Source organism: Paucibacter aquatile, from assembly GCF_002885975.1.
GTDB classification, from domain to species: domain Bacteria; phylum Pseudomonadota; class Gammaproteobacteria; order Burkholderiales; family Burkholderiaceae_C; genus Paucibacter_A; species Paucibacter_A aquatilis.
Genome location: NZ_POSP01000004.1, coordinates 358921 through 384629, shown reverse-complemented (window position 1 = coordinate 384629; position 25709 = coordinate 358921). Strand labels below are relative to the sequence as shown.

Below are 25709 nucleotides of genomic sequence, written 5' to 3'. Positions count from 1 at the left end.
AGCCGCTGATGGCCATCGTTCGAGGCAAAAAGGCGCGCTGGCAGGTCTGGGCCGCGCATGGCTTGATGTGGGTCTTTCTGGCCCTGACCCTGTTCCCGCTGCTGGCCATCGTCAGCATCTCGCTGCGCCCGGGCAATTTCGCGACCGGCCAGCTGATCCCCAGCGAGATCAGCCTGGAGCACTGGAAGCTGGCTCTGGGCATCCCCTACCAGGCGGCCGATGGCAGCCTGGTCCAGCCGCCCTTCCCGGTGCTGACCTGGCTGTGGAATTCGGTCAAGGTGGCGACCATCTCGGCCTTTCTGATCGTGGCGATTTCCACCACCGCGGCCTTTGGCTTTGCCCGCCTGCAGTTCCGTTTCAAAACGCCCATTCTCAACAGCATGCTGCTGCTGCAGATGTTCCCGCCGGTGCTGGCCCTGGTGGCGATCTACGCGATCTTTGAAACCCTGGGCAACTTCGTGCCGGCCCTGGGCCTGGAGACCCACGGCGGCCTGGTGCTGGCCTACCTCGGCGGCGTGGCCACCCACATCTGGACCATCAAGGGCTATTTCGAAACCATCCCGGTCGAGATCGAGGAATGCGCCAAGGTTGATGGCGCCACGCACTGGCAGGCCTTCCGCATGGTGCTGCTACCCATGGCCCTGCCCATCCTGATGGTGGTCTTTGTGCTGGCCTTCATCGGCACCATCATCGAGTACCCGGTCGCCTCGGTGCTGCTGCGCGAAGAGGGCAATCTGACCCTGGCCGTGGGCTCCAAATACTTTTTGCATGACCAGCGTTTCCTCTGGGGCGATTTCGCCGCCGCGGCCGTGCTTTCGGGCCTGCCGATCACCGCAGTCTTCCTGCTGGCCCAGCGCTGGATCGTTTCGGGCCTGACGGCCGGTGGGGTGAAGGGCTGATGCGTGGCGCGCTGATGCTGCTGGCTGCGCTGCTCGCCCTGCCTCTGATCCCCAGCCCGGCCCAAGCCAGCTCAAGCTGCACGCCCAGCCCCCTGGGCACACGCGAGCTCTTCCTGCGCGGCAGCTTCAACAACTGGAGTGCGAGCGACGCCCATCGCTTGGTCTATGTCTGTGACCGTTATGAGCTCTACCTGAAGCTGCAAGGCGAGCAGAGCTTCAAGATCGCCGACGAAGACTGGTCGGCCGACGCCGACTTCGGCGGCCCGGCCGCACAGCTGCAGCTCAAAGGTCCGTCACTGAACCAGCGCTTCAAGGGCGGCATGCACAAACTGGTGCTGCGCCTGACGGACAAGAGCGGCAGCCTGGCCATCCAGCCCTTTGCCGGCAAACCGCCCCAGCTCAGCAGCACGCCCAGCGTCACAGACCCGGTGGCCCTGAGCCTGCGCTTTGATTCGCGCGATCTGCAGCACAAAGCACCGTTTGGCGCCGTCACGCCCGGCACGCCGCTGCGCCTGAGCCTGAGCGCCCTGCCCGGTGTGCAGCGCGCCAGCCTCGTGGTCGCCAAGCGGCGGCTCGAGGGCAATCAGGAGCTGCTCGAGTACAGCGAGGTGCAGCGCCTGCCTCTGCAAAAGGAAAGCGGAACCGAAGCGGGCCGCGAGCGCTGGAGCGGCACGGTGGTGCTGGCCGAGCCGGCCATCTACGGCTACCACTTCGAGGTGGAGATCTCCGGCAAGAACTATGTGTTCCACAACAACCGCGACCCGGTGTTCTGGACCCGCGAAAAAGGCAGCATGGGCGCTGGCAGCGTGGACCCGCTGCCCGAGAACCCGCGTCAGATCCGCCGCTACCGCCAGACCGTCTACGCCGCCGACTTCAAAGTGCCCGACTGGGCGCGCGACATCGTCTACTACTCCATCTTCCCCGAGCGCTTCCGCAACGGCGACCGCAGCAACGACCCGCAGCCGGGCCGCGAGCATTACCAAAACCAAGGCGTGGAGCGGCACAGCCGCTGGCTGAGCAAACCCTACAAACCGGGCAGCGGCGACGGGTCGGACGGCGTCTACAACAACGATTTCTTCGGCGGCGACCTGGCCGGCATCATCGAAAAGCTCGACTACATCCGCGAGCTCGGGGCCAACACGATCTACATGACGCCGGTCTTCCGCGCGGCCAGCAACCACAAGTACGACACCGGCGACTACAAGCAGATCGACCCGGCTTTTGGCAGCAACGAGGACTTCAAGCGCCTGACGCTGGAGGCCGCCAAGCGCGGCATCCGCGTCATCCCGGACACCTCGCTCAACCACGTCGGCAGCGACTCGCCCTACTTCAACCGCTTTGGGAATTTCAAGCCCGGCGGCGCCTTCGACGGCGGCCGGCTCAACCCCGACTCGATCTACGCCAGCTGGTTCAAGCTCGACCCCAGCCAGGCCAAGCCCGAGGACCAGTACCAGGGCTGGACGGGGGTGAAAGACCTGCCCGAGCTGGACAAGAACTCGCCCGCTTTTCGCGAGTTTGCCTACCGTGCGCCCGATTCGGTGACCCGGCAATGGCTGGACTTCGGCGCCGCCGGCTGGCGCATGGATGTGGCGCCCTGGGTGCCCGACGACTTCTGGCGCGAATGGCGCCAGGTGGTGAAGGCGACGCAGCCCGATGCGCTGACCGTGGCCGAGACCTGGTTCGATGCCAGCAAGTATTTCCTCGGCGATATGTTCGACTCGACGATGAACTACATCTTCCGCAATGCCGTGCTCGAGTACGCGGCCGGCGGCGATGCGAGAAAGCTCTACGCCCAGATCGAGCTGATGCGCGAGGCCTACCCGCCGCAGGCCTTCTACGCGCTGATGAACCTGCTCTCCAGCCACGACAAGGCCCGCGCCCTGCACCACTTTGGCTATTCGGATGAGCCCGGCGCCAGCGCCCCGCAGCGCAGCGCCCAAGCCCTGAGCCTGGCCAAGCAGCGCCTGCGCCTGGCGGTGTTCTTCCAGATGGTCTTCCCCGGCGCACCGACGATTTACTACGGCGACGAAGTCGGCCTGGGCGGCGGTGAGGACCCCTACAACCGCGCGCCCTACCCCTGGGCCGACGAAGGCGGCCGGCCGGACCTGGCCCTGCTGGCCGACTTCAAGCGAGTGACCGCCCTGCGCCATGCCGAGCCCGTGCTGCGCCACGGCAGCCTCAGCGCACCGCTGCACCTGGATGCCAATGTCATCGTGCTGGCGCGACAGGACGGCGAAACCTGGGCCCTCACGGCCATGAACAATGCGGCCAGGCCGCGCCGTGTCCAGCTGACGCTGCCGACCGCTCTGCAAGGCCGCGCCTGGCGAGAGGCGCTGAACACCGGAACCGCACGCGTGGCGCCGCGGGCCGAGGGCGCGAGGCTGACGCTGACCCTGCCCGCTCACGGCGGGCGGGTGCTGATCAGCCGCTGAGACCGGGCGCGAGGCGCTCGCGGCGCCGCCAACGGCGGCAGACCGGGCGCCGCCGCGCCGCAAAAAACCGCCTTTGGTCCGCGCAGGGCAGCATTCGTCGCATGCCACAGCAGCGGTCTTGTCCAGCCGCGAGAATGCCAGCCATGTCCATGGCCTTCAACGACACCCGCAGCGCCGGCCCGAAAAGCGGCCGCCAGGTTTTTCTGCAAATCGTCCAGCTGCGGGTGGTGGCCGCCGTCTACTACCTGTGCTTGCTGGTCGCCACCTCGCGCGCCCTGCATTGGTACAAGCCGGAGGATTCACTGGAAAGCTGGGTGCATCTCTGGGTGCGCTTCACCCGACAGAACCTGATCACCGGCTTCACCCTGCTGCTGGCCATTGCCCTGGTGGAAGCCTGGCTGCAGCACCGCAAGCACGCCGGCCCCGCCCTGCGCTGGCGCGGCCTGGCCCTGGGCCTGGCCGCGCCGGTCAGCGTGCTGCTGCGCCATGTCATCGGTCGCCTGGACAACCCGGAGGCCGTCTTCAAATGGAGCTGGGTGTTTTCCACCTCCCTGCTCTGGATCATGATCGGCGGGGCGGCCTATGCCCTGCTGCTCTTCACCCGCAGGCACCAGGCTTTGCACCAACAACTGGCCGCCAATGCCCGCGAACAAGAGCGTCTGAGGGGGCAACAGCTGGAGGCCCAGCTGAGCGCCTTGCAGGCGCAGATCGAACCTCATTTCCTGTTCAACACCCTGGCCCATGTCAAACGCCTGTACGAGACCGCACCGGAACGCGGCCGTGACATGCTGCAAGCACTGATCGCCTATCTGCGTGCCGCCCTGCCCGCCATGCGCCGCAGCGAGTCGACCCTGGGTCAGGAGCTGGATCTGGTCTGCAACTATCTGAGCGTGCTGCAGATGAGAATGGGTGAGCGACTGCGCTTCACGGTCTCGGTCGAGCCTGGGCTGCGCGACGCCAGCCTGCCCACGCTGGTGCTGCCCACCTTGGTGGAGAACGCCATCAAACATGGCCTCGCTCCCCTGCCCGAGGGCGGCAGCATCCACATCAGCGCCGAGGCCGAGGGCGAGCAGCTCTGTGTGCAGGTGCTGGACGACGGCCGAGGCTTCAGCGGCCAAGGCGGCTCCGGCGTCGGCCTGGCCAACACGCGGGCGCGCCTGAGCGCCCTGTTCGGGGATCGCGCCGCCCTGGTGCTGGAAGCCGCCGAACCGCGCGGCGTGCGGGTGCGCTTGCAACTGCCCCTGAACAGGGGCTCAAGCATGGCCTCGAACATGATCCAGCAGGCGCCTCCATCCGCCCACCGGTCACATCCGGTTACGGCGACCCGCCCGGGCCTGCCGGCATGAGCCGCCTGGCCTCCCGGACCTGGGCCGCATGGCGCTCGTTGACGCCACGCGAAGCCCTGTCAGGCCTGTTGCTGGCCCTGCTCTACGGCCTGATCGACCTGCCCGAGCTGGTGCATGTCAGCGATGTGCCGGGCTGGCAGCTGGCGGTGGCACGCGAGCTGCTGAAACCACAGCTGGTGCTGCTGGGCTTGCTGCTGACCTGGCTGCCGGTGCTGCGCAGCCAGCTTGAGGGCGGGCGCCGGATCTGGCTGCTGGTGGCGGCCACCGTGGCCGGCGCTCTGTTGGGACAAGGCCTGGCGCAGGGCGTGATTCATGGGCTGGCCTGGCCCGATTACGAAGCCCTGCTCTGGCAACGCAAGGGGATGACACGGCCACCGCTCGGCTGGCAGCAATGGCTCAGCGGCGCGCTGTACGCCCTGATCCCTTGTGGCCTGCTGGTCGCGCTGACCGAGATGCAGCGGCGCCAGACCCAGGCACAGGCACAGCTGGACCAGCTGCTGCTGCGCCACAGCGCCATGGCCCGCCAGGCCCTGGCCAGCCGTCTGGCCGCCTTGCAAGCCCAGGTAGAACCGGAGCTGCTGTTCGATACCCTGGTTGATGTCGAGCAGGCCTACCAGGACAGCAGCGCCGAAGCTCCCGCGCGGCTGGAGCGTCTGATCCGCCACCTGCGCGTGGCCCTGCCCCGCCTGCGTGAAAGCGGCAGCCGCCTCGAGATCGAGACCGAACTGCTGGACAGTTACCTCGCCGTCATGTCCGACCGCCACCGCAGCCCGGTACAGTTCAGCACCGACTGGCCCGAGGCACTGCGCCAACGGACGCTGCCGCCCATGCTGCTGCTGCCCTTGCTGCAACGCGCCCTGCGCCTGGCGTGGCAGCGCCAACACAGCCTGCCCACGCAGGCCGAGCTGGCGGCGCGCGGCTTCGGCGCAGGCGAGCAAGGCCTGAGCCTGACGCTGAAGCTGTCCTTGCCGGGCCTCTGCGGCGACGACGCCAGCTTGCAAGAACTGGCGGCCCGCTTGCGCGACTGCAGCGCCGGGCTCGCGCGCCTGCGCTGTCACAGCACGGCCGGCCATACCCACTTCACCCTGGAACTGCCCCCATGAGATCCCTGAGCGCACCGACCGCCGTGGTCGCCGAAGATGAGCACACCTTGCGCCAGGAGCTGGTCGAGCGCCTGGCCCAGCTCTGGCCCGAGCTGAGCATCGTGGGCGAGGCCGCCGATGGCATCGAAGCCCTGCGCTTGCTGGATCTGCATGCGCCCGATGTGCTGTTCCTGGACATCCAAATGCCCGGCGCCAATGGTCTCGATGTGGCGCGACAGGTGGGTACGCGCAGCCATGTGGTGTTCATCACCGCCTTTGACGAGCATGCCATCGCCGCCTTCGATCATGGCGCGGTGGACTACTTGCTCAAGCCTCTGGAACCCAGCCGGCTGTTCACCGCCATCGGCCGGCTCAAGGCCCGGCTCGCCAGTCCGGCGACGGGTCAGGAGCGTGCCTGGCAGCCTGCGGCCTCCGCCGAGCCCAGCGCCCCACGCACGCCGCTGCGCTGGATCAACGCCTCGGTGGGTCAAACCCTGCACCTGATCACGGTGGACGAGGTGCTGTACTTCCAGTCCGACAGCAAGTACACGCGCCTGGTCCTACGCGATTCCGAGGCCCTGATCCGCAAGCCGCTGAAGGAGCTGGTCGAAGAACTCGATCCGCAGCAGTTCTGGCAGATCCACCGCTCCACCCTGCTCAATGTGGCGGCCGTGGCCAGCGTCATCCGCGACTTCCGCGGCCGCCTGCAGGTCCGGCTCAAGGACCACGCAGACATTCTGCCCGTGGCCGAGGCCTACAACCATTTGTTCAAGCAGATGTGATCCCTTCCCACGGGCCGCATCTCCGTCCGGCTCACGGGTCCAGACGGATCACTGCCGACAGAACCAGCACTCAAACCCGAGTCATCAGCACACCGTTGCGCCCCTGTCGCTTGACCTCGTACATGGCCGTGTCGGCGCAAGCGAACAAGGACTCCGTCCGCGCAACACGGCCATCGAACAGCACCACACCGATGCTGGCGCTGCCCCGATGACAGGCGCCTCGTGCAAGCAAATTGTCCAAGGACAACTCAAACTCCGCCGACAGGCTGGTCTGGAGCCGCCGCGCGATGTCCATCGCGACGCGGGCGGCATGCTCTGCATCGGCATCGATCTCGTCCAGCAAGACCACGAACTCATCTCCCCCTGCGCGAGACACGGTGTCCACGGCTCGCACCACATTCACCATGCGCCGAGCCGCCTCCACCAACACCTGATCACCGGCTGCATGACCCCAGCGGTCATTGAGAGGTTTGAAATTGTCCAAATCCACAACCATCAAGGCCGCACAGCGCTGACTGCGCTTGAGCTTGGCCATCAAGTGCTCCAGGCGTGTGGCCAGCAAGCGGCGGTTAGGAAGATCGGTCAGCGAGTCGTAAAAGGCCAGATGCTGGACCCGTTCTTGCGCTGCGTTGCGCTCGGTGACATCAATGAAAGTCGCCAAGAAGCCATCGCCCAATGTGATACCCGAGATCTCCATGGTCACCGTCTGCTGGTTTTTGCAACGGACCCGATACTCAATCGGAATGATGTCGCGCTTCTCGGCCTCGGCCAAGGCCAAAGCCTCATTCCAGGTGCGACGTACCCAATCGCGATAGCTGGTGTCGGGGTAGGCCAAGGGCCACCAGCAGTCAAGAATCGGCATGTCCTTCTTGGAATAACCAAACACCGACTCGAAGCGCTTGTTCATCTGCAGGACCACACCATCGGAAGCCACCCAGCACAGCGGAATCGGCAGCTTCATGAACAAGTCTTGGAAATGGGTCGTCATCGGTACTTCTTTCCTGAAAAGAGCCTATGCAGCTCAACAACTCCCATGTCTTGGCGCAGGCAGGCGATGCGCTGTTCCCTGTGTTTGCAAGATTACACAAACAGCACCGACTCCTCAATCTCGATGTATTCAGACGCAGCCCGGTCCGGTGTGGATCCAGCGGGTCCCGAGTCAATCGAAGCTGCAACGATGATCGAACCCGCTCAGAAGACCGGCGGCTCCCAGTCAGCGCAGAGCTCGTCTGCCTCCCCAGCCAGGGCGTGCGCCACGTCCCCACGTGGCTTGGCACGCGCCACCGCCGGCTTCAGCGGCGTGCCGGCCAGCACCCAGGCCAGCAGTTGCTCGCCGGGTTGGCAGAAGGCCGCCTGCAGCGCCGGGTCGCGCAGAGCGGCACCGCTTAAGGTCTTGGCGGCATAACCCATCAAATGCAGGGCATTGAGGAAGTTCATCAAACCCGCCCCGGCACAAAGCAGCTGCTCATGGGCCGGCACCTCGGGCTCGCCTTCGCGCAGGCGCACGATCAAGGCGGCCAGGCCGGGCCCGTTCCAGGCGCGGTCGTGGGCGCGCTGCAGATCTTCGGCCTCGCTCTGGCCCCAGCGCCGAGCGGCATTGACAAAGAGTTCGGCCAGCAACGCACGCTGATCCTCGGACACCAGCACAAAGCGAAACGGCCGCAAGCCACCATGGTCGGGCGCCCGCAAGGCCAGCTCGGCCGCCTGCTGCCACTGCGCCCGGCTCGGCGCCGGCGCAGTCATGTACTTCGGGCCTTGAGAGTAGCGGCCGGCCAGGGCCGCCAGGGCGGAGGAATCGATGCTCATGGCCGGACTGTAGAGCGTTCTGAAAAAGCTTTTGGCGGAAGGCTCAGCTGCGAACCTCCGCCAGGTGGCGATCGAGAAAGTGCGCGGCGCGGTTCCAGAAGTCGATGTCATTGGCGGGCAGGCGCCAGCCATGGCCTTCGTCGGCATAGACCTGCCACTCCAGGCTGTCGGGCGCGCGGCCGGGCGCGGCCTGCAAGGCCTTGCGGAAGGCCTCGCCGTGGATCAGGGGCACGCGCCGGTCTTTCTCACCGTAGGCCAGCAAGAGCGGATGGCGAATCGCGGCCGCATGGCTGAGCGGCGACTGGGCGCGCAGCAGGGCCGCGTCCTTGACCGGATCGCCCAGCAGCACAGGCATGCCATGCTGCTTGATGGCATCCGAGGTGTCGCTCCAGCTGACGCTGTAGAGCAGATTCAGATCGGTCACGCCCACCCAGGCCACGGCGCAGCGGTACAAGCCCGGCTCGCGCACCAGGCCCATCAGGGCCGAATAGCCGCCGTAGCTGGCACCCATCAGGGCGATGCGCGCGGGGTCGGCCACGCCCTGCTCAATCGCCCAGCGGGTGGCATCGCTGATGTCGTCCTGCATGGCCTGGCCCCACTGTTTCCAGCTGGCGCGCTCGTGCTTCTGACCCAGCCCCAAGGTGCCGCGGAACTGAGGCTGCAGCACGGCATAACCACGCGCGGCCAGGAACTGCACATAGGGGTCCCAGGCCCAGGCCGGGCCGCGCACCCAGGGGCCACCGTGGATCAGCATCACCAGGGGCAGGCGCGGCTTGTCGGCCAGGTTCTTGCCCTTGGGCAGAGTCAGCCAGGCCGGCAGCTCCAGGCCGTCACGCGCCTTGGGGCGGTGCAGGTCCATGGCGGCCATCTGCTTGGCCTCGACATCAGGCCGCTCGCTGCCCAGGCGGGTGTACTTGCGGGTCTGACGGTTGTAGAGGAAATAGAGCGTGGGCTGGATGTCGGCCGAGGCTTCGATCAAGACCCAGGGCGCATCACCGCTCCAAGGCACGGACAGGCGGTTGGCGGTGCGCGGCAGCACCTTGTCGACCTGGGCCTGCACGGCTTGCATGTCCGCATCCAGCCACTGCGTGATTTCAGCGTCGATGCTGAAACGCAACCCCAGCACCCGGTCCTGACGCGCAATCACCTCGGCATCGATGTCGAACTGCCCGTGCTGGGCCAGCGGGGCCTCTGACCATTGGCCGCTGGCCGGGTCGAGCAACCAGCAGGCCAGCTTGTCGGCGCCCTGGCGGCGGGCGCTGACGTAGAGCTTGCCGTCGACGCCGAGGTGGCGCACGCGGAAATCACCTTCGCCGGTGATGGGGTTGAACTCGGCGATCGGGCGCCAGGCCTCCTTGTCGGAAGCGCTGCCCAACTCACGCCAGAGGTAGCGCCCGCGCGGGGCCGCGACGCGCTCGCCTGCGGCGGCAGCAGAGGCCTCCAGCGTGCGCTGCAGGCGCAGATGGCCAGCAGCATCGAACCACCAGCTCTGCGCCTGCGGCAAGCTGTCGATCTCCCGGCTGCGACCCGTCACCGTGTTCAGGCGCAGGAGCTTGAAATGCCCCAGCTCCTTGTCGGTGTAAGCCTCGGGGCGCACCACCAGCACCTCATCGCCTCGGCGCTGAGTGTCACCATGGAGCAGAAAGGTGTTCCAGGGCTCCAGGCTGCGGACTTCGTTGCCGCTGCGAACCAGCACCCGCTGGCGCTCGACCAGCTGCCGAAAGCGGCTGCCATCGTGATCGACAGCAAACAGACCGGGCGCCGCATCCTGCCGGCCCTCGGGCGTTTCGCGATCTTGCAAATCAAAGACCAGGCGCTCCTTGTTGACCCAGAGAAAGCGGCCCACATCAGCGCCTTCGCTGCTGTAGACCACGGTGGGCGCCAAGGTGTCCAGCAGCAGGACGCTGAGCATCCAGCGGCCATGCGGGCCGGTCGTACGCAGGGCGAGGCGCTGGCCATCGGGCGAGAGCGCGGCGCCGGTCATCTGCGCCGGCCGGATGAAGCGGCCGGCGTCCGGCAGTTCCGCCGCCCAGGCACTCGACCCGGGCCAGACCGAAGCCGCCGACGCGGCCGCAGCGGCGCCAGCCGCCTGGAGCAGATGGCGTCGGCGCCAAGCGGGAGCAGCGGATGCGGTGCAGTGGTCGTCGTTCATTCAGCGTTTCCTGGTCCTGTGGGCCCGAGGCTTGGGCCTACCCAAAAGTAAAAACCCCTGCGGGCTGGGCGGCCGGCAGGGGTTGCGGTCAAGGCAGGGTTCAGAACTTGTAGCTTGCGCCCACCAACCAGCTGCGGCCCCACTTGATGTACTCAAGCGGGCGATCCTTGCTGCCGGCATAGGTCTGGTAAGCGGCATCACCGAGGTTGTTCACCTGCAGTGTCAAGCCCAGGCCCTTGAAGGCGCCATCGTTGAAGCTGTAGCCGATCTGTGCGTCGGTGATGTTCTCACCCACGACATAACGCAGGGTGCGAGCGCCATTGAAGTTGCCGATTTCACCGATGAAGTCCGAGCGGCGGCGGTTGCTGATGCGGAACTCGAAGCCGTCTTTCTCATAGTAGGCCGTCAGGTTGGTGACGCGCTTGGACAGACCCGGCAGGGTGATGTCGCCGCTGCCCACGCTGGAGGCGCTTTCCGGATCACGGATCTTGATGCCGCTGCTGGTGAAGCTGGCGCTGGCCTGGATGCCGAAGCCGCTCAAAGCCGGCGTCAGCAAGGACAGGGGCAGTGAGGCCGAGAGCTCCACACCCGAGAGGCGGCCGCCCTTGCCGTTCTCCGGCGCGGTGTAGGTGCCCGTGGGCTGGATCGGCAGAGGCTTGCCATCGGGACCCAGGATCGGCTTGACATCGGGCAGGTAGGCCGAGAAGTCGTAGTTCGAGATCTTCTGGGTGTAGATGTAGCTCTTCAGGTCCTTGTAGAAGTAGGCGGCAGCGACGTAAGCCTTGTTGCCGAAGTACTTCTCGTAGGACAGGTCGAAGGCCACGGCGCGCCAGGGGTCGACCTTGGCATTGCCACCGCTGGCGCCGGGCTCGCGGAAGCCTTGCGAGTTCACGGTGTCACCCACGCCAAACTCGATGGCCGAGCGCAGCTGATCCACACGCGGGCGGGCCACTTGCTTGGCCAGGCCGACACGCACGGTCTGGTCATTGCTCAGACCGAAGGCCAGGTTCATGCTGGGCAGAGCGTCGGTGTAGGTCTTGCCGTCGTGAACCGGCTTGGGGTTCTCGCCGCCGGTCAGACGGATGGCGTCCGAGGACTGGTCCACGCGCTGGAGCTGCAAGCCGACATTGCCGCGCACATCCACACCGCCCCACTTGGAGTCAATGAAGCCCTTCAGGAAGCCGGTGGTGATCTTCTCGTTGACATCCCAGGACTTGGCGATCAGGTAGTTCGCGGCCGTCGAGCTGGGCTCGAAAGTCATGTACTTGGCCACCGCACCCGGCACGTTCCAAGCCGGGATGTTGCCAATGCCGGCAAAGCCCAGGTCCACCAGACCGTACTGGAATTCAGAGCCGATGGCGGTCTCGCCCTGCTTGCCCAGATTGATATTGCCTTCCGGCTGGCGCTTCTTCTTGGAGCGATCGGCATAGTTCAGGCCGACCTCGACATCCGAGAAGATGCCGCTCAGCAGGGACGGCGCCGGCATGGTGGCGGCCAGCTTGAAGCTCTTGAGCTCGTCTTCCACGCTGGGCACCTTGCCGTAGCCCGAGCCGTAAATCGTGCCGCGCAGCAGCAGCTTGGTCGGATCGGCATAGCTCAGCGTGGGCGCCAGGGTGGAGAAGCCACCGGTCGCATAGTTGAGCTTCAAGGTATCCAGCCAGGCCGAGGTCGCACCGACCGGCGCCAGCTGGGTGTTGTTCTCTAGGTTCAGCTCATCGCGCTTGGCCTTGGAATAGCTGACATCGGCGATGACCTTCACATCGCCGAAGCTGAACTTGTTGTTCCAGCCAGCGGCGTCGATCTTGTCCTCGCGCTTGTTGTACATGCCGCGCACCAGCGGGAACAGATTGGCCGCCGAGCCACCGATGAAAGTGCCGTTGCCGTTGACCTGTGCGTTGCTGATGTCGATGCGGTAAGCGCCGTTGGTGCCGTTGTAGTCACCCAGGTTCACTTCGAACTGGTTGGCCGTGTCTTCCTGCTTGGCCGTGGTGTGGAACACGTCCAGCACGCTGGTCCAGGCCTTGGAGGCGCGGACTTCCAGGGTCGCCATCAAGGCGTCACGCTTGGTGAAGCCGGTGCGGCGCAGGGCCTTGATCCCGTTCGAATAGAAGGTGCCTGCCGCCACGCCCGGACGCCAGCCATTGCCCACGGCTTCCCAGGGCTCGTACAGGCCCACCTGGTTTTCCTGGATCGGCGTTTCCTGGTGCGAATAGCCCAGCACCAGACCGACCGTGCGATCGGCGTACTGGTCGATGTAGCTGGCGCTGAAGCGGTTGCCGGTGGCCTTGGCATTGCCGGCGGCGCCCAGCGAATTGCGCTGGCCGCGAGCGTTCAGGGCCACGACACGGCTGCCGAAGTTCAGCGGACGCACGGTCTGCATGTCCAGGGTGCCCGACAGACCTTGGCCGATCAGACCGGCGTCCGGGGTCTTGTACACGGTCACGCCGCTGAGCAGCTCCGAGGGGTATTGGTCGAACTCGACGCTGCGGTTGTCACCGGTGCTGACCAGTTCACGGCCGTTGAGCAGGCTGGTGGCGAAATCGGGCGACAGGCCGCGCACGCTGATCACCTGAGCCCGGCCGGCCACGCGCTGGGCCGAGAGACCCGGCAGGCGAGCCAGAGACTCGGCAATGCTGTTGTCAGGCAGCTTGCCGATGTCCTCGGAAGAAATCGACTCGACGATGGAGTCGCTGTTCTTCTTGACCGAGATGGCGTCTTCGATGCCCTTGCGGATGCCGGTCACCTGCACAGTGTCCAGTTTGGCCGGCGATTGTTGGGCAAACGCACCCGTGGCCAACATCAACAGGCTGCAGCCCACGGCCACCGGGTTGATTTTGAAAATCTCGCGCTGCACTGCCAGGGCCTGCTTGCGCTTCTCTGCGGAAGTACTCATCTTTTGTCTCCTGAATCTCGACTGCTTGCTACGTACTCAACAACGACCGAACCAACGAACCCTTCGCCGCCCTGCCCCGCCGCTGGTGCGCCGGATGCCATGACTTTGAACCTGATGTCTGAGCTAGTTTGTATCAAAACTAGATTTTCAGACCAACAAACGTAAACCCTAGTTTTGCGTCCAAGCAACCATTTTTTAGACGCTTGTTTCTGAAAAAACGGCTGATTTAACGCGTTTTCAATACCACTTTCAGTCCAGATTAGGGTCATCACTGAGGCTGAAAGTCATGCAGCTTGTAATTCAACTACATGAAACTACAGGCGCACCGCATCTTGCTGCTCCAAGGCCAGGGCTGCACCACTGAGCGCCGCCAGGGTGTCGGAGATCAAGGCCACCGGAATCTCCTCCAGATAGGCACGGAAGCGCCCCTTGGCTTCAAAGCGCTCACGAAACTGCGAGGCAAAGAAGTAGTCCCCAAGGCGCGGCACGATGCCGCCACCGATATAGACCCCACCACGCGCACCCAGCGCCAGCGCCACATTGCCGGCGAAGCCGCCCAGCAAGGCACAGAAGGTGGCCAGGCTGCGCTCGCAAAAGGCATCCGCGCCGGTCAAGCCGCGCTCGACGATCTGCTCGGTGCTCAGCGCCTCGGCAAGCGGCGCGCCCAAGACCGCCCGCACCGCCTGATGCAACACCGGCAGACCGATGCCCGAGAGCAGGCGCTCGGCAGAGACATGCGCAAACTCGGTGCGCACCTGGGCCAGCAACTCGCTCTCAAAGCCATCGGCCGGCGCCAGCGTCATATGACCGCCCTCACCCGGCAAGGCCATCCAGCCGTGGCGCGAAGGCAGCACACCGGCCACGCCGAGGCCGGTGCCCGGACCAATCACGGCCAAGGCACCTGCCGCCCCCAGATCCTCACCCGGCAGCACCCGCGCACCACCCCACTGGCGCAGCTGCGCCGCCGACAAGCGCGGCAGCGACAAGGCCAGAGCCTCGAAATCATTGAGCACCAGAAGGCTGGACAGCCCCAGCTGCGCCTGCAGCTCACTGCGCGAAAAGCTCCAGTGCGCATTGGTCAGCTCCAGACGATCACCCCCGACCGAGGTGGCCAGAGCAAACGCCAGCCGGCGTGGCGCCTGATAGTCCGCGCCCAGGCGCGCCTGCTGCAGCGCCAGATAGGCCTGCACGGCCGACAAAGGGCTGCGATGCTCACGCACCGGCAGCACCTGCACGTCCGTCACCGCAGCGCCGGCCTGCGCCAGCCAGCCGAAACGGGCATTGGTGCCACCGACATCCGCCACCAGACTCGGGTAGGCCGGCGCCTCAGCAGCCGATGCACGCGGCGCCATCGCACTCATGCGCACGCACCCTGATCCGGCCTCAGCCCCAGAACCACGCCCATCACATCTACTCGCTGCATCCTCGGTCCCCGTTTGCGGCAGACCACCCAGAAGGCGGCTGCGTCTCATGTTCTTGCGCGGCCAGCCCCTTGAGCCCACTCCTCGCACAGGCAAAAGGTAGCAAAACTACATTCACATAGCAAGAGCGACTACCCGAAGCATGGCAAATACTCGCCACCCGCGAGGCGATTCCCAGGCCAGAAGCCCATTGAATACCGAGTAATCCGCACAAAACACGGCCAACAAGCCAGACTGACCGCCTTCTCAAAAAGTAGTGAAGCTACAACTTCAGGTCAGAATCACCCCCATATGTGCTTGCCGCCGCAAGCCTGCGGGCGCCCTGCGCACACCAGAACCGCCGGGCTGCTGGCATGGCAGGGACTGCCCGGCTTACCCCGCCCAGGAGCGGCCCTGATAATGCGCAGTCGCCCTGCCCCTTGCCTGGATGCCCACGCCGATGTCCTCTCTGCCTCCGTTTGACGTCCCCCGCCTGATTGCCGACATTGGCGGCACTTACGCGCGCTTCGCTCTGGAGACGTCGCCGGGCGAGTTCAGCCGGATCGCCTCCCTGCGCTGCGCCGAGCACGCCGATTTCCATGCGGCCGTCAGCGCCTATCTCAAGGGCTTGGCCGACACCCCCCATATCGCCCACGCCGCCATCGCCATCGCCAACCCGGTCGAGGGCGACCAGGTGCGCATGACCAACTACCACTGGCAGTTCTCGATCGAAGAGATGCGCCAGCGCCTGGGTTTCGACACCCTGGTCGTGGTCAATGACTTCACCGCCCTGGCCATGGCCTTGCCGCGGCTCTCACCCGCCGATGTGCGCCAGGTGGGCGGCGGCGAGGCGCGCATGCCCAGCGTGATCGGCCTGCTGGGCTCGGGCTCGGGCCTGGGCGTGTCGGGCCTGATCCCGGCCGGTGACGGCTGGATCGCCCTGGGCACCGAGGGCGGCCACACCAATTTCGCGCCGCGCGACGAGCGCGAGATCGCCATCCTGCGCCACGCCTGGAAGCAGTACGACCATGTGTCTTTTGAGCGCCTGCTCTCCGGCCCCGGCCTGGAACTGATCTATCGCGCCCTGGCCGAGCATGCCGGCCAGGAGGCCGAGGAGCTGGACGCGCCCAAGATCACCCAGCGCGCTCTGGATGCCAGCGACGCCTTGTGCGTCGAGACCCTGGAAGTCTTCTGCGGCCTGCTGGGCACGGCCGCCTCCAATCTGGCCGTCACCCTGGGCGCCCTGGGCGGCGTCTACATCGGCGGCGGCATCGTGCCGCGCCTGGGTGAGGCTTTCGACCGCTCCAGCTTCCGCGCCCGCTTCGAAGACAAGGGCCGCTTCAGCGACTATGTGGCCGGCATCCCGACCTTTGTCATCACCGCCGAGCACGCCACCTTCAAGGGCGCCTCGGCGATTCTGCAAGCCCAGCTGGCCACGCTGGAAGAAGCGCCCGGCGCCGGCCTGCTGGGCCAGATCCGCCGCGCCCGCCCGGGCTTGTCACCGGCCGAGGCCCGCGTGGCCGACCATGTGCTGGCCCACCCGCGCTCGGCCCTGAACGACCCCATTGTCGAGATCGCCCGCGCCGCCAACGTCAGCCAGCCCACCGTCATCCGCTTCTGCCGCACCCTGGGCTGCGAAGGCCTGTCGGACTTCAAGCTGCGCCTGGCCTCGGGCCTGACCGGCACCGTGCCCGTCACCCACACCCAGGTCAAGGGCGACGACTCCATGCTGGAGCTGGGCGCCAAGGTGCTGGGCAACACGGCCTCGGCCATCCTGCAGGTACGCAGCCAGCTCAACCGAGACATGATCGACCGGGCGGTCGCCCTGCTGCTCAAGGCCGGGCGCATCGAGTTCTATGCCGTCGGCCACTACGGCGTGGTGGCGCAGGATGCGGAATTCAAGTTCCTGCGCTTTGGCATGTCCAGCTGCTCCTACACCGACCCGCGCCTGCAGCTGCTGGCCGCCAATGTGCTCAAACCCGGCGATGTGGCCGTGGTCATCAGCAACAGCGGCCGCCTGCCCGAGCTGCTGGAAGTGGTGGAAAAAGCCAAGGCGCGCGGCGCCTATGTGGTGGCCATCACGGCCGGCCAGTCGCCGCTGGCGCGAAAGGCCGATGTCGCCCTGATCATCGACCATGTCGAGGACGTCTCCACCCACCTGCCCATGGTCAGCCGCATCCTGCACCTGCTGGTGATCGACATCCTGGCGGTCGGCGTGGCCATGCAGCGCGACCCGGCCGGCCTGATCGCGGCCAGCCCGCAAGACCGGTTGGAAGAATCCAGCGCAGAAGCCAGCCCGGCGCGCGGCGGCGCACGGCGGGCTGCGCCCGGCGTCAGCTTGGCCTCGCCCTTGGCCCGGCTGACCTCGCACAGCCGCTGATCTGGCGCAAGAAAAGGGCGCACCGGCCGCTGGCGACCCACGGGAAAAGGAGCATGCTCCGGGTTCGGCCCCCTGCTTAGGATGGGGTCGTTCCTTAGACCGGAGAGCGCTGATATGCCCAATCTCATTGCCGACACACTGGAGTTGAACGGCTTGCTGGACCGCACGGCCCTGCAAGGTCATCTGGATCAGGCGGCCGCGGCCGCACGCGCTGCGGGCCAGCCGCTGGCGGTGCTGACCATGGACCTCGACCATTTCAAAGCCTATCTGGAAGACCAGGGCCAGGCCCAGGCGCAAGCCGTGCTGCTGCGTGTGGCCGAACTGCTCAAAGCCCAACAACCGGCGGGCGGCAGCCTGGTGCATCTCGGCGGCGATGAATTCGTGATGCTGTTACCGGCCACCGATCTGGCGGCCGCCCACGAGAAGGCTGAAGCGCTGCGCGCCGCCGTGCAAGCGGCTTGCGCCGATCTGGACGGTCCGGCGCCCTTGACCATTTCGCTCGGCGCCGCGGCCAGCCCGGCCGGTGGCGACTGGAATGCCAACAGCCTGCTGGCCCTGGCCGAAGCCCGGCTGACCTTCGGCAAGAAACGCCTGCAGCCCCACCACAACCGGGTCTGGGCCGGTACCCTGCCGTCCGACTGGTACCACCGCTTCGAAATTCAGGCCGAACAATGGCCCAATCTTGATCTGCAGCCAGCCTGAAGCGGGCGAGCAAAAAAACAGGCCGGATGACCGGCCTGTTTTTCTTGGTTCGGGGCGCCAGCCCCCCCCCTCCCTCCTTGCTGGGTCCGCTCAGGCCAGCTTGCGGCGGCGCAGCCAGGCGCCCATCAAACCCAGACCACCCAGCAACATGGCGTAGCTGCTGGGCTCCGGCACCGGGTTGGCCAGCTGGATCTTCAGAAACTCGGTCGGGTCCGAACCCAGATCACGGCCACCCGTGCCGGGGTAGTTGTTGTCGTTGGCGATCAGCAAGGTGTTCTGATCCAGCACCAACACGCTTTCGATGGTGACAAAGGGGAAGGTGAAGGTGGTCTTGCCGTCTCCGTTGAGATCGTTCGGATCGGCAATGTTCATCAGATCGACCAGTTCGGTCTTGCTGACATAACCCTGGGCATCGACGCGATTGATGTCGATGCGGAACAGCTTCTTGAAGGGGGTGCCGCCAGCGGTGGCGGTGGCGTTGTTGCGTTCGATGACGATGAACTCATGGTCGTTCAGCGCCGTCATGTCGCCGATGGCCACGCCCGCAGCATCGAGCTTGTAGCGGAAGCTGGCGCCGGTGTAGCTCTCGCTGTCGATGCTGAACTCATTGATGCGCAGGGTGCCGGCTGCGTCGCCGGCCACGCTCTTTTCCATCAAGGTGTAGAGCTTGTCGCCGGCCGGGTTGATGGCCATGCCTTCGAAGCCACCCGAGCCCGGCAGATTGGCCACGCCGCCGTTGAGGTGCGGGTTCTGCGGTGCCATCACGCCTGGCAGGCCGACTTCGGTGCGCAGCACCTTGCCCGTGGCATCGGCCTTGACCAGAAAGGGGCCGAACTCGTCGCCGAACCAGAGATTGCCGTTCTTGTCCTTGCGCACCGACTCGATGTCGAAGTCAGCGCCGGTCAGCAATCGGCCCGAGCGGATGCTGGCATCGACCAGGGGGTTGGCAGCGTTGTTGTAATAGTTGGTGTAGTCGGCCTGGATCTTGAAGCCCAGCTTGCGGTCCGGGTCGGCCAGGGTGATGCGACTGTCGGCATTGAAGGCCGGCAGGCTGGCGCCGGTCTGGTAGCTGGCAGCCGAGATCGTGCCGCTGCCGCCCGAGATGGTCTTGAAGTCGGGCGTCACGGCGTACATGCGCAGCAAGGTGTCGGCCGAGTTGCCTTGGGTGCCGAAGCCGTTGTCGGGCATGAAGAGGTAGCTGCCGGCGCTCGGGCCATTCAGCACGGCCGAGAAGCCTTGCACCGGCTGCTTGTTCAGCAAGGGCAGCGGGTTGCCGCCGGCGCCCGAGGCGAACTGGCCCGAGGTCGGGCCGTCCGAGAAGGTGTTGGCGGGCATCTTGGCCCAGCCGATCAGGGTGTTGCTTTGGGCTTGGGCCGAGGTGGCAGCGGCCGCCAGGGTCAGGGCCAGAACCAGCGTATTCAGGGCGCCCGGGGCGCGGGCGAAAGTATTGGTGATCATGAGGAAGAAGGCTCCGTGGGGCGCAGGAGCAGGGGCCTGCGTACGCGGCGCATTCTTCAAGTCAGGGGTGACAAGGCGGTGAAGCAGGCCCGGTGCAAACGGACCATGCGGCCGACACGACCCGCGCAATCGGCGCCCGGTGCTACTTCACCTCGCGCGCCAGCTTGAGCATCTGCGAGCTCAGGCTCAGGCCGCGGCGCTTGGCTTCGCTGTGGTTGATACGAAAGGCCAGGCCATTGGGCTCCACCAGCAAGGCGATCGACACGCCGGCACGAAAAGCCTCGGCGCTGTCGCCCACCACCAGCACCGGCTCGCCCCCCAAGGCCTGCTGCCAACGCAGCAGATCGGCCCGCTCGCTCAAGCCCAGCACCAGCACCTGGCAGCCCAGGGCCTGCTGCGGTTCGCTGACGCTGCGCACCTTGACCGTCGCCACGGCATGGGGCTTCTGCGGCAGGCCGGACATGGCCTCGCGCAGCGCCGGTGCGCTCGCCACGCAGTAGCTGAATTCCTGCGGCGGCGGCCCGGGCCACTGGGTGAACTGGGCGAAGCGGTAAATGAAGGCGGCCTTGAGCTGCGCATCGTCGAGGCCCAGGCCGGCGCGCACCGGGCTCAGGGCCGAGGCGAGCAGCGCCAGCAGGGCCAGCGCCTGGCGGCGTCGGCGCTGCAGGGTCGCGGCAGGCAGGCGCTTCGTCATCACTCGAAGCTCCAGGTCCAGCTCAGCTGAGCGCTCCGCCGCGGCTGGGGCAAGGGGTAGCCTTGCACCACGGGCTGATCGAAATAGCGAGTCTGGGTCAGGTTGTAGAGGCCGAGGCTCAGCTCATGACCGGACGCCGGCCGCCAGAGCAGGTTCAGGTTCTGCACGACATAACCCGGCAAATCCTCGCCGTCGGTATGGCGCCGACTGGTGGCTTGCAGCTGCCACCCGAGCTGCAGCCGGTCGCCCAGCAGCGGCCGGCTGTAGTGCAGCTTGAGCAAGGCGTGGGGCGAGTTGCTCAGGCCCTGACCTTGCGGGTCGCGGGTGCGCTGCAGCGACAGCGAGGCTCGCAGCTGCGCGCCCTGGTCCCAACGTTTTTCCAGGCCGAGCTCCAGCCCCTCGGTGCGCAGGCGCGGGCTGTTGATGAAGTAAGGCTGGGGCGAATCATCGAGACTGATCAGGTTTCGCAAGCGCGACACAAAGGCCGACGCCCGCAGTTGCAGCTGCGGGCTGAGCGCCTGATCCCAGGCGGCCTCCAGGCTGCGCACGCGCTCGGGTTCCGGTGTCGGCAAGGCACGCGGCTCGTTGACCTGGAACTCGAACAGATTGGCGGCCCGGAAGGCGCTGCCGTAAAGCAGCTTGAAGCTGGCATCGGGCCGGGCCCGCCAGATCCAGGCCAGACGCGGATTCCAGCTGCTGCCGCCAATGCGGGCCCGGTCCTGGCGCAGGCCCAGGACCAGCAGATGCGCATCATTGAGCCGCCATTCATCCTGCACAAACAGACCGTTGCGGCGGTTGCCGCCTTCGAAGACAAAGAGATCCCCGTAAGCGTCGGCACCAGCAGAGACGCGCTGAACCAGGTCGCGCTGGTACTCCAAGCCGAACATCAGCTTGTGCCCCGCCCACAGCTGGGTACTCAGGCGCAGATCACCGTTGATCCAGCGCCCCAGACTGCGCTCGTTGTAGAACGACACCGTGTCCGGGCCATCGAGAAAGGGCGAGTGCTTCTGGAAATCCACCCGCTTGCCCGAGAGATGCAAGGACAGATCCCAGTGAGCTCCAAGACTGCGCTCGTAGTCGAGGGCGTAAAAAGTGTTGACCCCGCGGCTGTTGTACTGGCCCAGATCCCAGGTGTCCTCGGTCAAAAAATACGGCAGGCCCTCGCGCACGCTGCTGAAGCCAGCCTGCAGGCTGATGCCGTCCCCCCGCACACCACCCAGCACGCGCTGATCACGCGCCCACTTGAGCGCGCGCAGGGCCGGCTCATGTTCGGGCGGGTACTCGTTCATGAGCGAGCGGCGGCTGTGCTGCATCTGGCTGCTCGAAAGCCAGCCCTCCCAGCCCGACTCGCCACGCCAGCCCCAGCTGGCACGCAGGCGCTTTTGTCCCTCGGAGTCGAGGCTGCTGCGCAGCTGGAAGCCACGCAGCTTGTCCACCCGCTTGGTGATCACATTGACCACGCCCAGGAAGGCATTGTTGCCGTAGACCGCAGAACCCGGCCCAGGCGCGTACTCGACCCGGTCGATCAGGTCAACATCGGCAAAGAAGTCGCCGTCGATCAGGGCCGCGTCGTAGATGTTCTCATTGACCCGCATGCCGTCCAGCAGCACCAGCAAACGGCTGTTGAAATCGGCCGGCCGGCCCAGGCCGCGGGCACCGATGTAGCTGAAGCCGCCATCAAAACTGATGTGGATGCCCGGCATGGCGCGCAGGATGTCGGCCAGGCTGCGCATGCCGTAGCGCTGGATCTCGGCCGCCGTGACCACATAGGTGACGGCTGGGGCCTGCGCGGCGCTCTGGGCGAAGCGGGAAGCAGCCGAAACCTCGACCTCGCGCGGCACTTCGCGCAATTCCTGGCGCAGCAGCTCTTCAAGATCGGGTTCGTCGGAGCCCGGCTGCAGCCGCACGGCCGAGGCAGCCGAAGCCGCAGGCACGGGTGCCGCAGCTGGGGCTTCGTGCTCGGATGCCTGCGCCTGCGCTGGCAGACCGCTGACGGCCAGCCAGAGGACCGCCAGGAAACCGTGGAACAAAACGCGGAATTCGGGCTTCAGGCTCATCCCCACCAGTATCGCAGCGGGCCGGACGCGACGCACGGCGAAGTGTGCCGCGCTGCCAAATCATGCCGAGCGCAAGCGCCTGTGTGCAGCCCGCGCCATGGGCACCCAGGCCAAAGTGTTCCAGCGGCGCCACATCAGGAGGCCGCGAATCCACTCGTCCAGCACATAAGCCAGCCACACCCCAGGCAGGCCCAGGCCGCAAAACGCGCCCAAGAACCAGGCGCCGCCCGCCAGCACCAGCAGCATGGATGCCGCCCCCGCCATCACCGGATAGCGGGCGTCCCCGGCCGCGCGCAGGGCGTTGATCACCACCAGATTGAAGGTGCGCCCCGGCTCCAGCAGCACGGTCAGCCACAGCAGCACGCTGCCGGCTCGAATGATGGCCGCGTCCGTCGTGAACAAACCCAGCAGCCAGGGCCCGGCCAGGGCCGCACTCAAAGCCACCCCCACGCTGACCACCAGGCCGCGCGCCAGCGCCCGCCGCACGATGCGGTTGGCCGCGTGCAGCTGCCCCGCGCCAATCAAATGCCCCACCACGATCTCGACCGCAAAACCGGTGGCCAGGCCGAAAAGCAAGATGCCGTACATCAGCTGCGACACGTACGCATGGGTGGCCAGGGCCCCGGCGCCCCAGAGCGCGGCCACCGCCACGCTGACCATGAAGGCCAGGCGGTAAGCGATGTTCTCGGCCGCGCCGGGCAGGCCGATGTGCAAGACCGCCGACAGCTCCCGGCGCGGCAGCCGCCACCAATCGCTGCGCTGCGGCCGCAGATCCAGGCGCGCCCGCCACAACATCAGATGCAGGCTCAAGCCCACCGCCCGGCTCAGTCCAAGTGCCACGGCAAAGCCAGGCAGGCCCAGCGCAGGCAAGGGCCCCCAGCCCTGCATCAGCGGCCAGGCCAGCATCAGGTGCACCGAATGCATCACCACCACCACGGCCAGCGCTTCGCGGCTGCGCAGGTGCGCGCGCATCACGCTGCTCATCGAGGCATTCCAGGCATCGAGCAGCAGCGCCGGCGCCAGGGCCTGCAAGAACGGCTGGGCCAGAGGCAGCACCTCGGGCGGGGCATTGAGCAGGCGCAGCAGCGGCCCGGCGAACAGCAAGGCCACCGAGGCGCTGAAGGCGCCGATCCAGCTGCTGGCGCCCAGCACCGCGCGCGCCACCGCATCGGCGGCATCGCGCCGGCCGGCCCCCAGGCTTTGGGTCAGGACCACGCTGACCCCGGCACCGATGATGCGAAACAGGATGAACAGCATGGCCGAGACATGGTTGGCCAGGGCGAAGGCCGCGCCGGCCGTGTCCGAGATGGCGGCGGCCAGGGCCGTGCCCAGCAGGCCGATGGCGATGCCCAGGCCCAGCTCGGTGAACAAGGGCCAGGCCAGGCTGAGCAGGCGGGGCTGGGGATGCGGGGTGGAGGCAGACGACAAGGCGAGAGGGCAGCAAGAACGGTGAAACAGGCCGGCTGAGGAAGCAGCGTACGGCCAGGTCGCAAAGCCCCAGCGCCGATTGAACGTAGACTTTGCGCCAGCGCATTGTTGCCACTGCGCCGCGGCCCGGCATCCACCCCCGGAGTGGAACTTGTCGATCCCGGTGCGGCGAGCACACCGCCCGAGGCCTCGCACGCTGGCGGCCCCGGCTTCACTCACACCACCCCAGCCCCCTGCCCGCCCCTTGCTGAGCCCCTCTGTCACCGCCACGGCCCTCCCGCCCAGCCTGGACCTGGCCAGCCGGCGCCTGGCCTTGCAGGCCCTGCTCGGCGGTGAGCCCGGCGCGCAGGACCCGGCCCTGCTGGCTGCCGCGCTGGCCTGTGCTCCGCGCGAGCTGCCGCCCCTGACCGCCGGCGGCGCGGACCAGGTGGCCGAGGGCCTGAGCGCCGTGCAGCGCTGGCGCGAGCGGGAGCCCGCCAGCTTCGACGCCATGCTGAGCCGCGCGGTGGAACTTTTGCTGCGCAGCCCCCAGCCCCTGCTGGCGGCGCGCCTGGCGCTGGAGCACGGCTGGGCCGGCCTGCAGCTGCAGGTGCTGGAGCGCGCCGGCTGGGCCCTGCTGCTGAGCCCGCAGCAGGAGCTGGCGGGCCGCTTGCTGAAACCCAATCTGCTGCAGCCCGCGCTGCAGCGCGGCGAGCTGTTGGGCCTGCGCCTGGCCTGGACCATCGAAGCCTTGGGCGAGCCCCACACGGTGGAACGCCTGCTGCCGGCGGCTGAAGGGCTGAGCGAAGGCTTGCGCGCCACCTTGCAAGCCCGCGTCGCCCTGGCGTTTGACCAGAGCAGCCGGGCCGTGGCCGAGGCCCAAGCGGCCATCGCGGCCTTCCCCAACGACCTGATCCTGCCGGCCCTGATGGCCCGGGCCACCCTGGGCCGCGCCTGGCTGGCGGCCGGGCAGCCGCGCGCCGCCCTGGCGCCGCTGACGGCGGCACTCAAGGGCGCGCGTCGTGACGACTGCAGCCTGCTGCAGATCGAAGCCCTGGAAGCCCTGGCCGAGGTGCATCTGGAGCTGGACGACGAGGCCGGGGCCGAGCCCGGCGAGAGCGCCCGTTTCTTCGCCGCGCAGGCCCAGGCCCTGCGGCAGCAACTGGGCTTGCTGGACGGCCCGCTGCCGGCCGAGGACTATTTCGCCTTCCCGCGCCTGGTGGACCAGGCGCAGGCCGGCTTGAACAGCGGCGAGGTCGAGGCGGCTGCGCGACAGATCGAGGCCCTGAGCCAGCGCGACAGCCACACCTTTTACTGCAAGCGCTGGCGCAACCGCCTGCTGCAGGCGCAGATCCACCTCGCCTCGCTGCAACATCAGATGCCGCGCCTGCTGCACTGGGCGGCACTGGACCCGGGCGAAGACAGCGCCGCCGCCCTCGTGCCCACGGCGGCCTCGCTGTTCGATTTCGAGCGCGCCTGGCTGCAGGGCTGCGCGGCCTTGCTGGCGGCCCGCCCTTGGCCGGATGCGCGCCTCGCGGCCTGGGCCGAGGCCATGCAGGCCCGCGGGCTGCAGCGACTGGCCTGGCAGCAGGCGCTGCTGCGGGCGCTGAGCCAGCCAGCCGGCGGCGCCGGGCTGGACGCCCTGCGAGATTGCCTGCAGGCCCTGCGCAGCGCCCAGCAGCTGAACGAGACGCTGAACCGCGTGCGCCTGCTGGCGCCCAAGCTGGTCGGGCCGCTGGCCGCCTTGCTGGCCCAGCCGGCCATCGTCCACCACCCGCTGGCGCGCCAGAACGCGCGCCACTGGCTGCAGGTCTTGCGCGGCGGGCCGACTCAAGCCTCGCTCATGCCCGAGACCCAGCGCAACACCCCTCGCCCGCACGATCAGCCCGCGAGCCGCGCCGATGAGCACACCAACCCGCCGCCCTTCGGCCTGACCCGGCGCGAGTGGCAGGTGCTGCAGCTGATCGGCAGCGAGCTCAGCAACGAGCAGATCGCCGCCCAGCTTTTCGTCTCGGTCACCACGGTCAAGACCCACATCAACCGGCTTTACGCCAAACTGCACATCAGCTCGCGCGAAGAAGCCATGCAGCGGGCCCGCACCGTGCCGCGCTGAGAGCCGGCCCTCGCCTTGCCTCCACCCCAGATTCCACCCCCGGGGCGGACGCATCAGGGGCCGGGCTCTGCGCAGAATGCCGGCCCGGATCGGCCTGCCCTGGCCG

General features: G+C 67.1%; 17 protein-coding genes. 8 read left to right on the top strand and 9 right to left on the bottom strand.

Annotated elements, in window-relative coordinates:
• Positions 1-8 precede the first annotated feature (8 nt).
• The 5 genes from malG (at position 9) to C1O66_RS21335 (ending at position 6541) form a co-directional block, all read left to right on the top strand.
• Positions 9-899, top strand: a complete 891-nt coding sequence (malG, locus tag C1O66_RS21355) for a maltose ABC transporter permease MalG (protein WP_102770031.1) — start codon at positions 9-11, stop codon at positions 897-899.
• The gene (locus C1O66_RS21350; protein ID WP_102770030.1) at positions 899-3331 is read left to right on the top strand and encodes an alpha-amylase family glycosyl hydrolase; all 2433 of its coding nucleotides are present in this window, start codon (positions 899-901) and stop codon (positions 3329-3331) included. The genes malG and C1O66_RS21350 overlap by 1 nt, the downstream gene beginning before the upstream one ends.
• Before the next feature lie 143 nt (positions 3332-3474).
• Entirely contained in the window at positions 3475-4677 is a 1203-nt protein-coding gene (locus C1O66_RS21345) for a sensor histidine kinase (protein WP_165794727.1), read from the top strand.
• Complete coding sequence (locus tag C1O66_RS21340) at positions 4674-5780, top strand: histidine kinase (protein ID WP_102770028.1); 1107 nt, start codon at positions 4674-4676, stop codon at positions 5778-5780. Before C1O66_RS21345 ends, C1O66_RS21340 begins: the two co-directional genes overlap by 4 nt.
• On the top strand, positions 5777-6541 hold the full coding sequence (locus tag C1O66_RS21335; protein WP_102770027.1) for a LytR/AlgR family response regulator transcription factor: 765 nt from the start codon (positions 5777-5779) through the stop codon (positions 6539-6541). Before C1O66_RS21340 ends, C1O66_RS21335 begins: the two co-directional genes overlap by 4 nt.
• Before the next feature lie 70 nt (positions 6542-6611).
• Here C1O66_RS21335 and C1O66_RS21330 read toward each other — a convergent pair whose 3' ends face one another.
• From C1O66_RS21330 to glk, 5 genes are all read right to left on the bottom strand, one after another.
• Positions 6612-7529, bottom strand: a complete 918-nt coding sequence (locus C1O66_RS21330) for a sensor domain-containing diguanylate cyclase (RefSeq protein WP_102770026.1) — start codon at positions 7527-7529, stop codon at positions 6612-6614.
• A gap of 203 nt (positions 7530-7732) precedes the next feature.
• Positions 7733-8347 carry a nitroreductase family protein gene (locus tag C1O66_RS21325; protein WP_165794725.1) on the bottom strand — a complete coding sequence of 205 codons (615 nt, stop codon included), beginning with the start codon at positions 8345-8347 and terminating at the stop codon, positions 7733-7735.
• 43 nt (positions 8348-8390) lie between these two features.
• Positions 8391-10499 (bottom strand): alpha/beta hydrolase family protein, encoded by a 2109-nt coding sequence (locus tag C1O66_RS21320; protein ID WP_102770024.1) that lies wholly within the window; start codon positions 10497-10499, stop codon positions 8391-8393.
• Between the two features lie 100 nt (positions 10500-10599).
• A complete protein-coding gene (locus C1O66_RS21315) occupies positions 10600-13392 on the bottom strand; it encodes a TonB-dependent receptor (protein ID WP_102770023.1) in 2793 nt (930 codons plus the stop codon).
• Positions 13393-13706: 314 nt separating this feature from the next.
• A complete protein-coding gene (gene glk / locus C1O66_RS21310) occupies positions 13707-14753 on the bottom strand; it encodes a glucokinase (RefSeq protein WP_243392913.1) in 1047 nt (348 codons plus the stop codon).
• 499 nt (positions 14754-15252) lie between these two features.
• Between glk and C1O66_RS21305 the strand changes: the two genes are divergently transcribed.
• Together C1O66_RS21305 and C1O66_RS21300 are read left to right on the top strand one after the other, a co-directional pair.
• Positions 15253-17172: a glucokinase gene (locus C1O66_RS21305; RefSeq protein ID WP_243392912.1), complete on the top strand. Its 1920-nt coding sequence runs from the start codon at positions 15253-15255 to the stop codon at positions 17170-17172.
• Between the two features lie 114 nt (positions 17173-17286).
• Complete coding sequence (locus C1O66_RS21300; protein ID WP_165794724.1) at positions 17287-17874, top strand: GGDEF domain-containing protein; 588 nt, start codon at positions 17287-17289, stop codon at positions 17872-17874.
• 90 nt (positions 17875-17964) lie between these two features.
• Here C1O66_RS21300 and C1O66_RS24525 read toward each other — a convergent pair whose 3' ends face one another.
• The 4 genes from C1O66_RS24525 to C1O66_RS21280 all read right to left on the bottom strand — a co-directional run bounded on the left by C1O66_RS24525 (position 17965) and on the right by C1O66_RS21280 (position 23511).
• Positions 17965-19332: an esterase-like activity of phytase family protein gene (locus C1O66_RS24525; RefSeq protein WP_102770020.1), complete on the bottom strand. Its 1368-nt coding sequence runs from the start codon at positions 19330-19332 to the stop codon at positions 17965-17967.
• Positions 19333-19474: 142 nt separating this feature from the next.
• The gene (locus C1O66_RS21290) at positions 19475-20026 is read right to left on the bottom strand and encodes a YfiR family protein (RefSeq protein ID WP_102770019.1); all 552 of its coding nucleotides are present in this window, start codon (positions 20024-20026) and stop codon (positions 19475-19477) included.
• Positions 20026-22083: a TonB-dependent receptor plug domain-containing protein gene (locus C1O66_RS21285; RefSeq protein ID WP_102770018.1), complete on the bottom strand. Its 2058-nt coding sequence runs from the start codon at positions 22081-22083 to the stop codon at positions 20026-20028. Before C1O66_RS21285 ends, C1O66_RS21290 begins: the two co-directional genes overlap by 1 nt.
• A 60-nt stretch (positions 22084-22143) precedes the next feature.
• A complete protein-coding gene (locus tag C1O66_RS21280) occupies positions 22144-23511 on the bottom strand; it encodes an MATE family efflux transporter (RefSeq protein WP_243392911.1) in 1368 nt (455 codons plus the stop codon).
• Positions 23512-23755: 244 nt separating this feature from the next.
• On the opposite strand from C1O66_RS21280, the gene C1O66_RS21275 reads away from it, so the two are divergent.
• A complete protein-coding gene (locus C1O66_RS21275; RefSeq protein WP_102770017.1) occupies positions 23756-25603 on the top strand; it encodes a helix-turn-helix transcriptional regulator in 1848 nt (615 codons plus the stop codon).
• Positions 25604-25709: the final 106 nt, after the last annotated feature.